Genomic DNA, 15,821 nt, shown 5'->3' with positions numbered 1-15,821 from the left:
AGCAGATCCAGTACCGCCCGGACCTGGTCGACGGATGCCTCGCCAGCACCGACCTGATTATGGACGACTGACCGACATCACGAATTCAAGTTCAGCAGCGTCGGCTCCGTGGAAGCTGAAACCGAGATGCCGACTCCTTTGAAGGCTCGTATCCCTTGCTATGGAGCGGGTGTTGATTCTGCCGCCAATGCGCTTTGCGTGTGTTCGCCGACTGGGAAGCTGAGATAGTGTCACGATCCGCGTTCGCATAGGGGAAGACGAGTGGGGGTAGCGTCCGTGTCTCATCCGCCGGGCTGGCAGGAACTGTCCGATCTGACGACGCTGTCGGGAACGTCGGAGGGAGGTGAAGCTCGGATGACTCTTGCCTCGCTGGCCTCCTCGACGTCAGACAGAGCAGGTGCCGGAATCGGGAACCTGAAACACAGTGGCGGCCCGTGGACGAATGCTTCGGGAATCGCCAGTGCATTGCGGGCGAGTACGGAGAAGAGCCGCAGTAGTCTCGGCCTCGGCCATGAAGGCGTCGTGTCGGGTGCAGCCGGATTTGCCTCTGCGTCTTCGCTCAAAAACGTTCTGAAGTCCTGGGAGGGGCGTCTCATGGCGGTGAGGGACGAGTGTGAATACCTCGAAGGCGCTCTGCTGAAGGTCGCTAAGGAAATGGGTGAAACCGACATCGCGGTGGGGAATTCCCTCAAGGCCACCCAGGCGGGACGTGAGCATCGATGACCGCCGCTCGACTCACTTGGCTGCAGTTACGGGACTTGAAGTCGTCCGAGTTCGATGACGCGGGGGACGGATGGAACGAGGTTTCCGGAAGGTCGGACGCCAGTCGCACAGAGGTGGATAGTGCGATGTCAGCGAAGCTGCACGAGACCCAGGAGAGCGAGTCGGCTGAGGCGGCGATCGGGCGTCTGAAGCGGCTGAGTCGCAACTTCCAGTACCTGCACACCGAGTGTGGCCTCATTCGTACGGCCCTGAACGGCTTGGTGTCCGAACTGGCCGAGCCACAGCGCCAACTGAAACAGGCCCTTGAAGACGCCGCTGCGCTGAAGTTCTGCGTTCACGAGGACGGTTCCGTCAGCTACCCGGCATCCGTGGCCGAGACGCTCAGCGGGGAGCAGGAGGCCCCTGGCGGCAAGGTGCAGGGCAGTGCGAGTCTTCCGCTCGAACCGCCCGGATGGGGCGGGCATGTGCGTTCGCCGCTCAAGCCGCTCAACCCGAACGCGGAGAAAGCGCAGGCCATCGCGGACCGGATTGCGCGGGCTGTTCGCGCTGCTGCCGAGATTGACGGCAGGTACGCACGGACGCTGGACAAGCTCAAGGCGGCCAAGGGCCTTGATGTCACGAAGGCGATGCTGGAAGACGTCTTCCGTGACACGGATGCGGTGCGCACGGCTGCGGACAAGTACCTGGATTCAGGTATCCCGCAGAGCAAGGCTCCATCGGAGAACAAGGTTTGGTGGGACGACCTCAGCGACGAGCAGCGGCAGGAGTACTTAGAGATCGCCCCGGACCTGGTCGGCAGTCTCGATGGTGTTCCGGCGGTAGCGCGTGACGAAGCCAACCGCAACTACCTGCCGGTGCTCATCGACTCGTTGGCGGGGCAGGATAGCGATGAGGCACGTACGAAGCTGGATGCGCTGCGGATGATCGACGAAAAACTGAAAAGGCCCAGCCATCCCCCGATGTTCCTGCTGGGTATCGGGGACGAAGGAAACGGCCGCGCGATCGTCGCCTACGGAAACCCTGACACGTCGCGAAACGTATCGGCGTACGTTCCTGGCTTGGGGACAAAACTGAACAAGGATTTTGTCGAGGGTACGATGAAGCGCGCCCAGGACACTGCCCTCGGTGCTCAAGACACTGATCCGTCCAGCGCGTCGATCGTCTGGCTTGGCTACGATGCTCCGCAAAGTGCCGATGTCATGAGCACCGGCGATGCAGAGAAAGGCGCGCCCGCCTACAACAATTTCATGGCTGGACTGGAAGCCGCCAACGAGAACGGCGACCCTCACCTGACCGCCATAGGCCACTCCTATGGATCTCTCACGGTGGGAACCGCGGCCAAGCAGGCCGACGGTATTCCAGGAGTGGACGACGTCATCTTGCTGGGTAGTCCCGGCGTCGGCTTCGACAAGGCACAAGATTTTGGTGTCGGCAAGGAGCATGTTTTCGTCGGCTCTGCGGAGAATGACCCGGTCACCCATCTGCCGACGAAGGACGAAGTTCTTCTCGCCGGCCCTTTGGGGGCCCTCTTGTACGGTGATGTCTTCGACAGGGGCGATGACGATATCTACTTCGGTAAGGACCCAGCCAGTGAGGCTTTCGGGGCGCAGCGATTCAAAGTAGACCCCGGGCCCAAGCCCATTCTTGAGATGGGTGGCTTCGATGCCCACTCTCAGTACTTCACGCCGGAGAAAGATATGGTGTCCGCGGCGAATATTGCGGCGATCGTCGCAGGGAAACCCGAAGACGTGATCAAGGAAGAGTACAGGTGAAGCACGTGAGGCGCGCTGTTCGGACGTTGCTTTCGGCAGCGCTGGCAGGTGTGCTGCTGGCCGGGTGCGGAATCCTGAAGGACGCGCGAGAGGGCGGGAGGGATACGGCAGTCATGGACATGCAGGGTGCGGCTGACCGTGCGGATGCGATGCTGGATGCGACAATCAAGGCTGTCGTTCCCGAGATCCAGTGGGCTCATTACGTCACGACTGTCGGCAGTTGCGACGTGTCCCGCCGGCGGAAGGTCATGACGATCATTTCCGAACAGCGGCGTGGAAACTTTCTGGGCGTGATCGAACGCTTCTGGAAGAAGAGCGGTTACAAGATCACTGCGGTGAGGCAGAGCAAGGAGCGCCCGGCCATCTTCGCTCAGTCGCGTGATGGGTTCGGGATCAGTCTGGTCTTCGGGAACCAGGGACAGGCCGCCTTTGAGGTTGCCACTCCGTGTGTGCAGAAGTCTGAGGTTTCCGATCCCAAGACCAAGCCCAATGGCCTTGAGTACCCGTTGGGTGAGATTCCTGCGCCCAACGTGCGCTCCGACTTCTGGTCTGCGGAAGCAGCCGTCCCTGCGCCCTCACCGAAAGTTGACGTGTCGGACTGAGGCTTGCAGGGCGGTCCTGTGGGGCAGACGGTTCCGCCCCAGTCTTACGCCGCGAAGAAGCCGATCAGCATCGGCGCCGATGTATGCGGAGCCAGCCGGATGGTCCGGCGGCGGAGGGCTCGGAGCGGCGAGATGACATGGACTCGATGCTCGTGGGCGTCCCAGTAGCGGCGGCCGCTGTCCGATGCCCGCGTTTCCCCGAGCCCCCTTCTTCGTGCGTGCTTGCAGAGACGTCAGCGGAGTGCGTCGACGAAGCGCTGCCAGGCGGTCGCCCCGATGGTGAGGACGGGGCCGTCGGGGTTCTTGCTGTCGCGGACGGGCACGGCGCAGGGGAGGCCGTCGGCCACCTCGACGCATTCGCCGCCGGTGTTTCCGCTGTACGTCGACTTGCGCCAGGTCGCGCCGCCGGTGGTGGCGCACTCGACGCATTCGCCGCCGGTACTTCCGCTGTACGTCGACTTCCGCCACTGTGCTCCGGTCAGTCCGTGACTGGTCCGCATAGTGATCCTCCAACGCGCGAACGATCAGGGTGCCCCTGGTCGTGACTCCTCGTACGGAAGATTTCGGTTGCTCCCCAACCAGAATAGGGCGGACGCTTCCCTCGCTTACCGATCGTTTCAGGACGAGGCTTGAAACTTCCTCAAGCAGACGACTCCTCCGCACGCTACGGTGCTCCACAACCCGAGTCGCCGTGTCCGTCCAGGCCGTCCCTGTCCTTTATCTGGCCGGTTCGGACCGATGATGGAGAAGCCTCATTATGAACGTCCGACCTCGTCCCTGCATGAATATTTATCGATGTCCCCAGGAGCAGGTTGGTAAGTCACCGGGTCGCCAGGCAGTGATTCCCTGAAGGCCTGAGCCCAATCATGCGACCCCACATACTTCTTGAGCTCTGCCTTGATTTTTTCACATACGTCCCGGTGCCCTCTGGGCAGGGCGATTCCATAGTATTGGAAATTCCCGGAATCCAGATCTACAACTTGCAGATTTGGATACATCTTCGTGAACCCGTGGAGCAGCAAGGCGTCCGTGAATACGGCATCCACGTACCCTTGGTTCAGCTTGTTCATGCAGTCCCCGGCGTCAGTTCCCTCGATCGATTCATGTTTGGGAAGATTTTCTGATGCCACGACGCCCGAGGTCGTCCCAGGCCACGTACAAACTTTTCTCCCCTTCAAATCATCCGTTTTCTGGACATCGGAATAGTCCTCCTCGCGCACAAGGATGGACGAGGAGGTCTTGGCGTAGGGGCCCACAAAATCAACAGCGGGCCCATACTTCCCCGACAAGCGGTCGTCGTTGATCGAGAACGTAGCAACGACCAGGTCGGCGTCACCCTCACCGATAGCCACATCCCGCTTGTCGGATGCCACATTACTGAAGTCGGGTTCCTTGCCGAGCGCTTCGGCCGCTACGCGCGCGATGTCGATGTCGAAGCCTGTGCGCGGCCCGTACTTCCCTTCCTGATAGCCGGTCCCAGGCTGATCCGCCTTCACCGAGATACGGACCTTTTTTCCCTGCGGCCACTCATCCGAGCCGCAGCCGGTCGATGCTGCGAGGAGAAGTGTCCCGCAGCACGCCAGCGCCACCCGCGACAGCTTGCTCGTCACAACAACCACCATTCGTCGTCGTGCAGCACAGCAGATTCGAAACGTAGGTTCACCTGACATCCCGCCCCACCAGCGGACGTATCGACCACAGCCCGCAGCTCGACGTGTTCGGGCCTGCCGGGGAGAGGGATTTCGCCTGTCTGCCCGTCCATCAACATGACCATTTCGCCTTTTAGCTCCTCACCGTTCACTATCGGCATCAGGGAGACCACCGAGTGAGCGTGGCAGGTCAATCCGCGAATTTCATCCTCGATGAACACCTTCACCCTGAGGTGCGACCGGGGAGAGGGGGCCTTGAAGGTCACGGGGACCTCGTCCTTGTTCTTCATCGGACCGCCACTCGGAACGGGGATGTGCAACTCCACGTCACCGTGGTCGGCCAGCAGCTTGTACGAACCGGTTGCGAGCGCGGTTCCTGCAACAGCAATTGCCACCAGCACGGTAAACGTGGTGAGTTTTTTCCTGACCCCGTCGCAGGCAGACCAGAGGCATACCACGGAAGTCGTCGCGCAGAAGATCACCAGCACGCAGTACAGGGCGTACTGGGTGTCGGACGCCTCAGGAGCCATGGCAATCGCCACCGAGGCTCCAGCCACCCCCGCTATCAGCGCCACCGTCTGCGCCCACACACCGCCGAATTTCACATACTGGTCCCCTGAACCAGTATGGAAGGCGTTACTCCCGCTCTTCGCCTCAATCTGCGTCTGATGCCGGGACGGGGCGTCCTCCCCTTTCTCGTGATCAGCCGAACGTGACATTTTGATCACCGGAACCGCTGTTGATGGCGTTGTTGCCACCGCTGACGGTGATCGTCGTTTGATGCCTCAGGGATTCCAACTCGTTCACCACGGCGGTCAGATCGTCCGCCTGCAGCTGCCTCAGTTCGCCGACCAGCCGGTGGGCCCGGCCGTCCTCGTCCCGGTCCTCGTCCAGAGCCTGCGCGAGAGCAGGTTGAACATCACGTCCACGACGGCTGAGCACTCCCCTGATGCGGCTGCCCATCTCCGACCAAGGCAGGCCGCTGACAAGCGCGACAAGAGCATTGACGCCCGCCGTCACTGCGACCGTTCCCGGATCCTCACTCATTCTCAATCCCCCTGCGTCAAGGTGACATTGGCGCCATCGTAGAGCCAGACCCCACAGGCGTCCGGAGAACGGTTCTGGTATCCAGCTGTTTTCAGCCTCTCGGGACGCGCGCAACCAAGTGCCATAATTGCCACGCCTCCCGGGACGTTTTCACGTTCGCCGTAAACATTTACGACAACAGATGACATGGTGCGGCCCTGGTAATGGCCGTGGCCAGGCGTGCTGGGTGGACAAGGCGTATCAGAGCGCGGGTCCTGCTGTCCGCGTCCCGTTCCGGGCAGGAATCTGCGCGGCTGACGTTGTCGTCACCACCTGAATCACGCCAGGATTCGCAGCCTCGGCGAACGCGCCCTGGCCACCCTCAAATGCTGGCGGCTCCTGCGGGAGTTCCGCTGCGGCAACACCCGGACCACCGTCGTCGCCCTCGAACTCGCCACCTGATCAAGATAGAAAAGGCTCAATGCCCTTGCGAGAAAGGGGGCTCGGGTGACCACTGATCACCCGAGCCCCCTTCTGCCGCGCGCTTGCGACGTGGTCAGCGAAGGCTGTCGACGAAGTGCTGCCAGGCGGTCGCCCCGATGGTGAGGACGGGGCCGTCGGGGTTCTTGCTGTCGCGGACGGGGACGGCGCAGGGGAGGCCGTCTGCCACCTCGACGCATTCGCCGCCGGTGTTTCCGCTGTACGTCGACTTGCGCCAGGTCGCACCGCCCACGACGGTGCACTCGACGCAGTCGCCACCGTTGGTGCCGCTGTATGTCGACTTGCGCCACCGTGCTCCGCTCAGGTCATGACTGGTCCCCATAGCGTTCCTCCATCACGCGAGCGATCAGTGTCGCCGAGTCCTCGGGGGAGAGGGCTGTGGCTTGCAAGCGAGCGTAGCCGACCGAGCGTTCCTTGATCACCTGCGGATGGGCGGTCATATGCCCCTGGTCGTAGCCATCCACGTAGAACAGATCGGGGTCGTCATCGAACCTGAGCAGGTTGAACGACCCCATCATTCCCGTGTGCTGACCGACGGAGAACGGAAGCACCTGGATCTGCACCCAGGGGTTGTCGTGGAAGTCCAACAGATGGGTCAGTTGGGCACGCATGACGTCGCGTCCGCCGACTTCCTGGAGCAGGGCGGCTTCGCTCAGGATGACCCACAGGGCGGGAGGGTTCTCACCCGCGAGAATGCGCTGGCGTTCCAGCCGGGCCGCCACCATCTCGTCGACCTTGTTCGGGTGGTCGACACCGAGGAGGGCCCGCGCGTAATCCCCCGTCTGCAACAGCCCGTACACCAACTGCGCCTGGTACGTGGAGATGTAGGACGCGCACGACTCCATCTCGGCGTACGGCTGGAACCAGGTCGGCAGTTGGCTGCGCAGGACCAGTCCGATCAGCCGGGAGAACACCCCGTCCGTGCCGAGCGCCGCGTCCACCCGCTCCGAGAAGTCGCGGGTGGGGACCTTCTTCGTCGTCTCGATCTGGCCGATCAGCGATCCCGTGCAGAAGATGATGTCGCCGAGCTGCCCCTGTTTGAGGTTGTTGGCCTCTCTCAGCCGGCGCAACTCCGAGCCGTAGTAGTCCAACGGGGAAGCGCAGGGGTCGAGTTTCTGGATGTTGGCCACGGCGGGCGGCTCCTCCGGCGTTCAACGCCTCGCGGCGTTCGTTTCCGTACGTGGCCGACCGTAGTCACACCACTGCATTCTGGTGACGTGAATCACGCAACCGACCCCCGAACCGGGGACCCGCTGGAGCCGACCTACCGCGCCGAGTTCGCGATGAGCGAGCACTCCGCCCGGCATCTGCGCCGCGTCCTGCGTCTGTACCTCACCAACTGGGGGCTCCCCGATGTGGCCGACGCGGCGGAGCTGGCGCTCACCGAGCTGATCGCCAACGTCGTACGGCATGTGCCCGGCCGCCGCTGCCAGACGTTCTTCTTCCTGCTCCCGGCCGGGGGCGTGCGCGTCGAGGTCGCGGACGGGTGCGCCGAACTGCCGTGCGTGACGGTCGGTGGGGCGCTCGCCGAGGACGGGCGGGGGATGGTCCTCGTCGATGCCGTCACCGACCGCTGGGGCGCGGAGTCGCGCCGCGACGGCGCGGGGAAGACGGTGTGGTTCGAGTGCCTTTCCGTGCGTGCGGCGAAGGAGACCGCCCCGGTTCTCACACCTCCGTCGCCTTGACGTGCTCGTACCAGTCGCTGCCGCCCCGGTCCTTGCGATGGTCGGGGTCGTGCTTCCACTCGCTGCTGGTGACCTTGAAGCGCGCGCCCGGCATGAGCAGGACCTCGGCCTCGGTGCCCTGGTACTGGTGGAACGGGTCGATGTCGCGGCCGTACTTGCCGGTGAGCGTCAGTTCGAGGAAGATCCGGTGGCGCGCCGCACCGTCCACCCGCTGGTCGCGCATGAAGTCCATCCCCACGTCCTTCTCCCTGCTGGTGCTGTCGAAGGAGGTCGTGAAGATGGTTCCCGGACGGTAGTTGACCGCCGCGTACTTGCCGAGCTGGGTGACGGCTCCGTCGCCGCCGATGTTCCAGTCGCCCCGGTAGACCGTGCCGGTGACGGGCGGCAGCCGGTTCAGGGCCTCCATCGCCATGTCGGCGTGTGCCTTCAACTCCTCGAAGAGCGGCGGAGCGATGACGTCGATCCGCGCGTCGATGACGGCCATCGCCGCCTTCTTGGCGGCCGCGTCCGTGCCCTGCGCCGCCGCGAGCTGCGGCGCGATCACCGGGTCCTCGGTGATCGTCGGCACGTTCTCGTCCGGATTCGTGGCGGCCCACCGCAGCTTGCTCTTGATCTGCGCGAGGGAGAACGACTCGGCGCCGGACGTGAGCAACCCGGCGGTGCCGTAGGGCGCGTATCCCTCGGGCAGCAGCCGGCTGCGCACCGCCGCGTTGATCATCGCGTGCGCCCCGCCGGTGTACGTCATCAGGGCCGTGGCGTGGGCGGGCTTGAACGTCTTGGTGACGTCCTTGACGGAGGTGACGCCGTTGTCCAGCTTCCACCGGTCGATGCGCGGATCGGGGTGGGTGTCGGCCTCGTCGAAGGTCCGGTACTTCTGCTGGGCGTCCTGGGCCGCGTTCACGCCCGGTTCCATGAAGCCGCCGGCCGCCGGGTCCACGTCCCGGGGCCTGCCGGCCTCGGTGACGTACATCAGCTCGTGCGGGAAGTGTCCGCCGACGCACACGTGCTGGCGCAGTTCCTCCTCCGTGAACGGCGCGATGTTCTGGTACATCAGCGCGGCGCCCTTCTCGGCCCGCAGCACCGACTCCTTGGGGCCCTTGACCCCGGCCGCCCAGGAACCGCGCAGGATCTCGTAGAGCGAGTGGTCCCAGGACGGCAGCATCCAGCCCATCACGGCCATCCGGTAGTCGAAGGCGTCCACCCCGGGCACGTCCATCCACTGGAAGGTCTTGATCATCCGGGTCGTGGTGCCCGACATGCCCGCGACGACCGGGATGCCGCGCGCGGCGCTCGACTTGGCCCAGCTCGACGCCTGGTTGATCTCGTAGTAGGCGGTGCCCTCGATCCAGGGGAGTTTGTCGTCCGGTCCCGGCTTGCCCGCGAACTCCAACTCGCGGGCGCTGAGCGGTGCGCCCCGGTCCTCGTAGTCGCGGGGTGTCTTGCGGTGGGCGTCCCGGTCGGCGTCGTCGCGCTTCTGCCGGGGAGCCTGGCTGTTGATCATTTCCAGGGTGTCACCGGCGAAGGTCTCCGACTCCGACTGCGCCAGGATGTTGCCCAACGCGTATGGGTCCTTGGCGTAGTTGTAGCCCTTGCCCTTGACGTTCGCCGCCGCCTCCATCAGCGCCCGGGTCGGGCTGTTGAGGAACGCCGAGTGCTTCTTCAGCTCCTCCTCGTTCATGCCGAGCGTGGACGCCAGTTGCGGGGTGGGCCCGATGATGCCGTTCAGGATCTCCTTGAGCGACAGCTTGCCCGCACCCCCGTCCGGGGCCGTCGTGTTGTAGTACGCGGCGTTGTACAGGGCCGTCATCAGCTCACGGACGTTGCCGTCACGGGAGAAGAAGGCGTTGATCTGGTCGGTGGTCATGCTCTCGCCCACCTGGCCGCCACTGGTCGTGTCGCTGAGGAAGAACGACTTGTTGGCCAGGGCCGTGGACTTGTGCGCCGTGCGGGCGTAGGCGATGAGCAGCTTCTTGAGCCGTGCCACGGTCGCCCGGGCGGCGGCGAGTGCCCGACCGTCACGGAAGGCGTACGCGCCGAGCCGCTTCTCGAATTCCTCGGCCGAGTCCTGCCATCCGGCCTTGGCGTAGTACTGCGCGTGGTCGAAGAGGGCCTCGCCGCCCTCGGCGCGCTGCACGGCGACCCCGTGGGCGTGCGGCCGGGCGGGCACCCGCTGCACGGGCGCCGTCTGTACGTGGGCCGTCTCCCCGGGGACCGCCTCCGCGGCGGGGGTGGGGCCGGACAGGACCCGTCGGGCATTGGCCTCCGCGGCGCGCTCGAAGCGGTCCGACGGGTCGGAGACGCTGAGCCCGGAGCCGTTGTCGGTACCCAGGACCGGCCCTTGGCGCTGCTGGATCACATGGGTCAGCTCATGGGCCAGGGTGTGCCGGTCGGCGCCTCCGGCACCGAGGACGACATGGCTGCCGGAGGTGTACGCGCGGGCGCCGACCTCCGCCGCGGAGCGTTGTGCGGCGGCGCCGGTGTGCAGCCGTACGTCCGAGAAGTCGGCGCCCAGCCGCGCCTCCATGTCCGCGCGGACCGCCCCGGCCAGCGGCTTCCCGGGCGAGCGCAGCACGTCCGGCACCGACGAGCGCTGCACCGCGGCGGGCTCTTGCTCCCCGGCCGCTCCCTCCCGGGCACGGCCCCGCGCCTCCAGCATCCGCGCCACGGCGGCGTTCCCGAGGGAACGTTGCAGCACGTCGAGCGGGAGGGTGGTGGGCGGGCCGGCTAAGTCGGGGTGGGGAACACCGTGTGCGTCACCGTACGCGGCGACCGGGGCGGCCGTGACCGGTGCGGTGGCGACCGGTGCGGTGGCGACTGCGGGACCGGTCGCCGGTACCGGGGCAGTGGTCGTGCGGGCGGGGCGGGCGGTGTCACCCTGCCGATTGTGTGTGCGCATGAACCGATGGTCGGTCATCCGATCCACGAGCGGGAGTGGTTCACGACTATTCCGGTGCGGGTGGTCCGCGACGGCCGTGAAGGGCCCGAAGACGGCCGGCTCCTCGTCCGGTCGAGGCGGAGGACGGAGCCGGGCGGGAGAGTCGTGCCGATCACCGTGACGTCCGCCTCCGCACCGCCGTCATCGGAGACCGCCCGTCCCTCAGCGACCGGCACGCAGCTCCGCGAGCACCGCGTCCGTGAACGCCGGCCACACGTCCACCGCCCACGGGCCGAAGGCCCGGTCGGTGAGGGCGACGCACGCCACGCCCGCGACCGGGTCGACCCACAGGAAGGTGCCGGACTGCCCGAAGTGCCCGAAGGTCGCGGGCGAGGACGAACCACCCGTCCAGTGCGGCGACTTGTGGGCCCGGATCTCGAAGCCGAGCCCCCAGTCGTTGGGGTTCTGGTGCCCGTAACCCGGCAGCACGCCCTTCAGGCCGGGGTGCTGCACGGTCTGTGCGTCCAGCACCGTGCGCGGGTCGAGCAGCCGGGGCGCCTGGAGCTCCGCCGCGAACCGCACGAGATCGTCGACGGTCGAGACGCCGTCCTTCGCGGGTGAGCCGTCCACCGTCGTCGACGTCATCCCCAGCGGCTCCAGCACCGCCTCGCGCACGTAGTCCGGGAACGGGATGTCGGCGGCCTTGGCGATGTGGTCGCCCAGCACCTCGAAGCCCGCGTTGGAGTACAGCCGACGGGTGCCGGGCGCGGCCATGGTCCGGTGCTCGTCGAACGCGAGCCCGCTGGTGTGCGCGAGCAGGTGCCGTACGGTCGATCCCTCGGGCCCGGCCGGTTCGTCCAGCTCGACCGCGCCCTCCTCGTACGCCACGAGCGCCGCGTACGCCGCGATCGGCTTGGTGACCGAGGCGAGCGTGAAGCGGTGCGCGGTCGGGCCGTGCGCACCGACGACGGCGCCGTCCGCTCGTACGACGGCAGCCGCCGCGGTGGGAACGGGCCAGTTGTCGATCATCGCCAGGCTCTGCATGCCTACGAGCGTAATGGGCAGGCGTTCGGAGCCTATGCGGGGCTGTGGCCCCCCGGTGCCGACGAGGGACGCGGGGAAGGAGGCCGCGGCGGCCCGGAGCAGGCCCGCACCGCCGCCGCAACCCGTCCCCGCCCGCGCTTGCTTCGAGTGCACTCCAGGGTTTTAGCGTGGAGGGCATGACGGTGATGGAGACCACTTCCACGAGGACGGACGTCCGCGCGTCGGCCCCCAAGGCCTACCCGCGCCCCGACGGGCAGGACCGCTACACCATCGGCGAGGTCGCCGCCTTCACCGGGCTCACCGCCCACACCCTGCGCTGGTACGAGCGGATCGGGCTGATGACGCACGTCGACCGGTCGCACACCGGGCAGCGCCGGTTCACCAACCGGGACCTGGACTGGCTGGCGTTCGTCAGCAAGCTGCGGCTGACCGGGATGCCGGTCGCCGACATGGTCCGGTACGCGGAGCTGCTGCGCGAGGGCGAGCACACCTTCGAGGAACGGCGGGAGCTGCTGGAGGCGACCCGCCGCGACGTGAAGGCGCGGATCGCGGAACTCCAGGACACGCTCGCCGTCCTCGACCACAAGATCGATTTCTACGCGGGTGCCCGACGGGCGCCGGAAAGGCCCTGTGCCTGATGACTGACGACAAGATCGCCACGGTGGAGCTCGGCGACGGCGGCCCGCGGGTCGGCGTGCAGGGACTCGGCTGCATGGGGATGAGTGAGTTCTACGGGGACACCGACCTGGCCGCCGCGCGCGAGACGCTGGAGACGGCGCTGGGGGCGGGCGTCACGCTGTTCGACACCGCCGACGTCTACGGGAGCGGTGCCAACGAGGAACTCCTGGCCCCGTTCGTCGCGGCGCACCGGGACGAGATCACCCTCGCCACGAAGTTCGCCATCGAGCGCAGGGACGACGACCCGAACTACCGGGGTGTGCGCAACGACCCCGCGTACATCCGGCAGGCCGTCGAGGGCAGTCTGCGCAGGCTCGGCACCGATGTCATCGACCTCTACTACATGCACCGCCGCGATCCCCTCGTTCCACTGGCCGAGTCCGTCGGAGCGATGGCAGAACTGGTCCGGCAGGGCAAGGTCAAGCACCTCGGACTGAGCGAGGTGACCGGGCCCGAGCTGCGCGAGGCGCACGCGGTGCACCCGATCGCCGCACTCCAGTCGGAGTGGTCGCTCTTCAGCCGGGACGTGGAGCGCAGCGCCGTGCCCGCCGCCGTCGAGCTGGGGGTGGCCCTCGTGCCGTACTCGCCGCTCGGCCGGGGCTTCCTCACCGGGGCGTTCACGGACGCGGCCAAGGACCTGTCGGACGGCGACTTCCGCCGGTACCAGCCGCGCTTCACCGGCAACAACGCGAAGGCGAACGCCGCGCTGCTGGCACCCGTGCGCGAGATCGCCCAGGTGCACGGGGCCACGCCCGCGCAGATCGCCCTCGCCTGGGTGCAGCAGCGTGCCCAGGTGCACGGCCTGACCGTCGTCCCGATCCCCGGCACCCGCAGGAGCAGCCGTCTGCTGGAGAACGTGGCCGCCACCCGGATCACGCTGACGGACCAGGAACTGGCGTTGCTCGAACCGATCGCCGGACAGGTGGCGGGCGACCGCTACCCGGACATGAGCAACACGGCCACGGCCCGCGAGCGGTAGCCGGTCCGGGGCGGCTCGGGTGGCCCGGACCGCCCGAAGCGGTCGGGACGGCTTCGGGGCCGTTTGCCCAGGTGGGACGGCGGGTCGCGGGGGCCTGTCCCGGTGGTCGCGGGCGGGGGCGGAGAGCGCTGGTCCTCCGGTTGCAGGGGGCCGACCGGCGCCCTCTACTGGTCGTCGAGCGAGACCGCCAGGCGCCCGGGGCAGATCCGATCCGGACCGGGCTCCTCGAACCGTGAGTGGCCGAAGCCGCGCGGTGCCGTCGTGCGGCACGGCCACCTCCCCAGGAGTTGAGTGCCCCCATGTCGGCCCAGAACGGCTTCACCTACAAGCGGCTCTCCATCGACGATGCCGCCGCCCTCTTCATCGACCACCAGACCGGCCTGATTTCCCTCGTCCAGGACTTCGGGCCGGACCAGTTCAAGAACAACGTCCTCGCGCTCGCGGACTGCGCCAAGTACTTCGGCCTGCCCTCGGTGCTGACCACCAGCTTCGAGGACGGGCCCAACGGCCCGCTGGTCTCGGAACTGCGCGAGACCCTGCCCGACGCCGCGTACGTTCCCCGGCCGGGGAACATCAACGCCTGGGACAACGAGGACTTCGTCCGGGCGGTCGAGCGGACCGGGCGCCGCCAGTTGATCGTGGCCGGTGTCGTCACGGACGTCTGCGTGACCTTCCCCGTCCTCTCCGCGCTCGAAGCCGGTTACGAGGTCTTCGTGGTGACCGACGCCTCCGGAACCTTCACCGGCCAGGTGCGCGACGCGGCCCTGACCCGCATGGCGCACGCGGGGGCCCAGCTGGTGAACTGGTTCAGCGTCGCCTGCGAACTCCAGCGCGACTGGCGGCGCGACATCGAGGGCCTGGGCAACCTGCTTGCCGAGCACATTCCGAACTACCGCAATCTCATGGTCAGTTACGCGGCGACCAAGGGCAAGAGCTGAGGGACCCGGCCAAGGGGGCAGCCCTCGCGGCGAGGGCCGAGGGCTCCAGGGGCGGGGCCACGCCCGGCGGGCCGGACAGGCCGCCTTAAGGTGGCCGCATGAGCGAAGTCCCCGGACCGGGAACCCTGTTGCCGAAGACGCCGGGCGGCGGCGAGGGCGACTGGTTTCCCGTCGACACCGGAGAATCGGGAGCGGGCGTCTTCCGCAGCACGGACGGCGGCCGGTACGCCAAGTGCGTGGCCGCCGCGGACGCGGCCGATCTGGGGGCGGAGCGCGACCGGATCGCCTGGCTGGGCGACCAGGGAATTCCGGGGCCACGGGTGCTGGACTGGCACTCCGGCGACGCGGGCGCCTGCCTGGTGACCAGCGCCGTTCCCGGCGTACCCGCCGACCAGCTGTCCGCCGCCGAGCTGCGGGCCTCCTGGGACCGCGTCGCGGACGCGGTCCGCGAGCTGCACGCGTTGCCCGCACGGCGGTGCCCGTTCCGCCGGGACCTCGACGGGATGATCGCCCGGGCACGTGACGTCGTGGCCCGTGGCGCGGTGCACCCGGAGTTCCTGCCCGTCGAACAACAGCACACACCCGCAGCGGAGTTGCTGGACCGTCTCGTCCCGCAGGCCGACCGGCGGCGCGAGCAGGAGGCGGCCGACACGGTCGTCTGCCACGGGGACCTGTGCCTGCCCAACATCGTCCTCGACCCCCGGACCCTGGACGTGTCAGGCTTCATCGACCTCGGCCGACTCGGCCTGGCCGACCGCTACGCCGACCTGTCGCTGCTGCTCGCCAACGCGCGGGAGACCTGGGCCGACGAGGAGGACGCGCGGGCCGCGGACGCGGCGTTCGCCGAGCGGTACGGAATCACCCTCGACCACGACCGCCTGCGCTTCTACCTCCACCTCGACCCGCTCACCTGGGGTTAAGGCCTCGTCCACGATTGTCAGCGGCGTCGCGGTGTCTGGGACCTCCGCCTCCGGCGTTGTCGTCAGCTCCGCGTCGACTCCCTCCTCCGCCTTGGATTCGAAGGCCCCAGACGCCGCTCCTTCCTCCACTGCCAATCGTGGACGAGGTCGTTAGTGCCGCTCCCGGCAAGGTTTGCCCCGTCGCACCGTCCGGCACGCACACTCGCGGCCGCCTTGCGACCGCACCGCATCCGACGCCGTGCGCTGATCCACCAGGGATTACGGGACAGCCCTTAGGCGACAGGGGCCCGGGATCCGGTCCGGGCATCCGGGGTCGGTCCGGGCAGCCGTGGGTGCCGGGCCGGCCCCCCCGCCCCCCCCCCCCGCCCCCCCCCCCGGGCGCGCCGCCCGCCCCGCCCCGCCCCCCCCCGCCCCCCCGCGACGGGGCGG

Annotated in this window: 16 protein-coding genes and 1 pseudogene; 9 read left to right on the top strand and 8 right to left on the bottom strand. The window is 67.3% G+C overall.

Going from position 1 to position 15,821, the window contains the following annotated elements:
* Positions 1-276 precede the first annotated feature (276 nt).
* Genes ACFYY6_RS10310 through ACFYY6_RS10300 form a run of 3 tightly spaced genes read left to right on the top strand, consistent with a single transcriptional unit; the run spans position 277 to position 3,097 of the window.
* Positions 277-723: a hypothetical protein gene (locus tag ACFYY6_RS10310; protein WP_351630913.1), complete on the top strand. Its 447-nt coding sequence runs from the start codon at positions 277-279 to the stop codon at positions 721-723.
* Positions 720-2,495 (top strand): alpha/beta hydrolase, encoded by a 1,776-nt coding sequence (locus ACFYY6_RS10305; RefSeq protein WP_389192550.1) that lies wholly within the window; start codon positions 720-722, stop codon positions 2,493-2,495. The genes ACFYY6_RS10310 and ACFYY6_RS10305 overlap by 4 nt, the downstream gene beginning before the upstream one ends.
* Positions 2,492-3,097 carry a hypothetical protein gene (locus ACFYY6_RS10300; protein ID WP_351519921.1) on the top strand — a complete coding sequence of 202 codons (606 nt, stop codon included), beginning with the start codon at positions 2,492-2,494 and terminating at the stop codon, positions 3,095-3,097. The genes ACFYY6_RS10305 and ACFYY6_RS10300 overlap by 4 nt, the downstream gene beginning before the upstream one ends.
* Before the next feature lie 233 nt (positions 3,098-3,330).
* On the opposite strand, the gene ACFYY6_RS10295 is transcribed toward ACFYY6_RS10300, so the two are convergent.
* Complete coding sequence (locus tag ACFYY6_RS10295; protein ID WP_351519922.1) at positions 3,331-3,597, bottom strand: DUF397 domain-containing protein; 267 nt, start codon at positions 3,595-3,597, stop codon at positions 3,331-3,333.
* 140 nt (positions 3,598-3,737) lie between these two features.
* On the opposite strand from ACFYY6_RS10295, the pseudogene ACFYY6_RS10290 reads away from it, so the two are divergent.
* Positions 3,738-3,839: pseudogene (locus ACFYY6_RS10290) on the top strand (IS5/IS1182 family transposase); the annotation flags it as partial.
* A gap of 13 nt (positions 3,840-3,852) precedes the next feature.
* Here ACFYY6_RS10290 and ACFYY6_RS10285 read toward each other — a convergent pair.
* From ACFYY6_RS10285 to ACFYY6_RS10265, 5 genes are all read right to left on the bottom strand, one after another.
* Positions 3,853-4,707, bottom strand: a complete 855-nt coding sequence (locus tag ACFYY6_RS10285) for a transporter substrate-binding domain-containing protein (RefSeq protein WP_389192547.1) — start codon at positions 4,705-4,707, stop codon at positions 3,853-3,855.
* Entirely contained in the window at positions 4,704-5,474 is a 771-nt protein-coding gene (locus ACFYY6_RS10280) for a hypothetical protein (protein WP_389192544.1), read from the bottom strand. Before ACFYY6_RS10280 ends, ACFYY6_RS10285 begins: the two co-directional genes overlap by 4 nt.
* Positions 5,449-5,793, bottom strand: a complete 345-nt coding sequence (locus ACFYY6_RS10275; RefSeq protein ID WP_351519927.1) for a hypothetical protein — start codon at positions 5,791-5,793, stop codon at positions 5,449-5,451. The genes ACFYY6_RS10280 and ACFYY6_RS10275 overlap by 26 nt, the downstream gene beginning before the upstream one ends.
* Positions 5,794-6,328: 535 nt before the next feature.
* Entirely contained in the window at positions 6,329-6,595 is a 267-nt protein-coding gene (locus ACFYY6_RS10270) for a DUF397 domain-containing protein (protein ID WP_388650884.1), read from the bottom strand.
* Positions 6,579-7,403, bottom strand: a complete 825-nt coding sequence (locus tag ACFYY6_RS10265) for a helix-turn-helix transcriptional regulator (RefSeq protein ID WP_351519931.1) — start codon at positions 7,401-7,403, stop codon at positions 6,579-6,581. The genes ACFYY6_RS10270 and ACFYY6_RS10265 overlap by 17 nt, the downstream gene beginning before the upstream one ends.
* An 87-nt stretch (positions 7,404-7,490) precedes the next feature.
* Here ACFYY6_RS10265 and ACFYY6_RS10260 point away from each other — a divergent pair, with 87 nt between their 5' ends.
* On the top strand, positions 7,491-7,958 hold the full coding sequence (locus ACFYY6_RS10260; protein ID WP_351519932.1) for an ATP-binding protein: 468 nt from the start codon (positions 7,491-7,493) through the stop codon (positions 7,956-7,958).
* Here the strand turns inward: ACFYY6_RS10260 and ACFYY6_RS10255 are convergent.
* Both ACFYY6_RS10255 and ACFYY6_RS10250 read right to left on the bottom strand, forming a co-directional pair.
* The gene (locus tag ACFYY6_RS10255; protein ID WP_389192541.1) at positions 7,939-10,854 is read right to left on the bottom strand and encodes a DUF4157 domain-containing protein; all 2,916 of its coding nucleotides are present in this window, start codon (positions 10,852-10,854) and stop codon (positions 7,939-7,941) included. The genes ACFYY6_RS10260 and ACFYY6_RS10255 overlap by 20 nt on opposite strands.
* A 201-nt stretch (positions 10,855-11,055) precedes the next feature.
* Positions 11,056-11,877 (bottom strand): serine hydrolase domain-containing protein, encoded by an 822-nt coding sequence (locus tag ACFYY6_RS10250; RefSeq protein ID WP_351630897.1) that lies wholly within the window; start codon positions 11,875-11,877, stop codon positions 11,056-11,058.
* A 176-nt stretch (positions 11,878-12,053) separates the two neighbouring features.
* Here ACFYY6_RS10250 and ACFYY6_RS10245 point away from each other — a divergent pair, with 176 nt between their 5' ends.
* The 4 genes from ACFYY6_RS10245 to ACFYY6_RS10230 all read left to right on the top strand — a co-directional run bounded on the left by ACFYY6_RS10245 (position 12,054) and on the right by ACFYY6_RS10230 (position 15,392).
* Positions 12,054-12,515 carry a MerR family transcriptional regulator gene (locus ACFYY6_RS10245; RefSeq protein ID WP_351519935.1) on the top strand — a complete coding sequence of 154 codons (462 nt, stop codon included), beginning with the start codon at positions 12,054-12,056 and terminating at the stop codon, positions 12,513-12,515.
* Positions 12,515-13,534: an aldo/keto reductase gene (locus tag ACFYY6_RS10240; protein ID WP_351519936.1), complete on the top strand. Its 1,020-nt coding sequence runs from the start codon at positions 12,515-12,517 to the stop codon at positions 13,532-13,534. Before ACFYY6_RS10245 ends, ACFYY6_RS10240 begins: the two co-directional genes overlap by 1 nt.
* Before the next feature lie 299 nt (positions 13,535-13,833).
* Positions 13,834-14,472 (top strand): isochorismate family cysteine hydrolase YcaC, encoded by a 639-nt coding sequence (gene ycaC, locus ACFYY6_RS10235; RefSeq protein WP_351519937.1) that lies wholly within the window; start codon positions 13,834-13,836, stop codon positions 14,470-14,472.
* Positions 14,473-14,570: 98 nt separating this feature from the next.
* Entirely contained in the window at positions 14,571-15,392 is an 822-nt protein-coding gene (locus ACFYY6_RS10230; RefSeq protein WP_351630892.1) for an APH(3'') family aminoglycoside O-phosphotransferase, read from the top strand.
* The last annotated feature ends 429 nt before the right edge of the window (positions 15,393-15,821 follow it).

It is taken from the genome of Streptomyces sp. NPDC001750, from assembly GCF_042892615.1.
Lineage (GTDB): Bacteria > Actinomycetota > Actinomycetes > Streptomycetales > Streptomycetaceae > Streptomyces.
Note: the sequence above shows the minus strand (reverse complement) of the source record. Positions and strands in the feature narration are given on the sequence as shown.

Excerpts from the sequence above, each read along its gene's own strand:
- ACFYY6_RS10295 (WP_351519922.1), bottom strand. The coding sequence starts at position 3,597 with ATGCGGACCAGTCACGGACTGACCGGAGCACAGTGGCGGAAGTCGACG.
- ACFYY6_RS10250 (WP_351630897.1), bottom strand. The coding sequence starts at position 11,877 with ATGCAGAGCCTGGCGATGATCGACAACTGGCCCGTTCCCACCGCGGCG.
- ACFYY6_RS10245 (WP_351519935.1), top strand. The coding sequence starts at position 12,054 with ATGACGGTGATGGAGACCACTTCCACGAGGACGGACGTCCGCGCGTCG.
- ACFYY6_RS10270 (WP_388650884.1), bottom strand. The coding sequence starts at position 6,595 with ATGGGGACCAGTCATGACCTGAGCGGAGCACGGTGGCGCAAGTCGACA.
- ACFYY6_RS10240 (WP_351519936.1), top strand. The coding sequence starts at position 12,515 with ATGACTGACGACAAGATCGCCACGGTGGAGCTCGGCGACGGCGGCCCG.
- ACFYY6_RS10275 (WP_351519927.1), bottom strand. The coding sequence starts at position 5,793 with ATGAGTGAGGATCCGGGAACGGTCGCAGTGACGGCGGGCGTCAATGCT.
- ACFYY6_RS10255 (WP_389192541.1), bottom strand. The coding sequence starts at position 10,854 with ATGCGCACACACAATCGGCAGGGTGACACCGCCCGCCCCGCCCGCACG.
- ACFYY6_RS10230 (WP_351630892.1), top strand. The coding sequence starts at position 14,571 with ATGAGCGAAGTCCCCGGACCGGGAACCCTGTTGCCGAAGACGCCGGGC.
- ycaC (WP_351519937.1), top strand. The coding sequence starts at position 13,834 with ATGTCGGCCCAGAACGGCTTCACCTACAAGCGGCTCTCCATCGACGAT.
- ACFYY6_RS10305 (WP_389192550.1), top strand. The coding sequence starts at position 720 with ATGACCGCCGCTCGACTCACTTGGCTGCAGTTACGGGACTTGAAGTCG.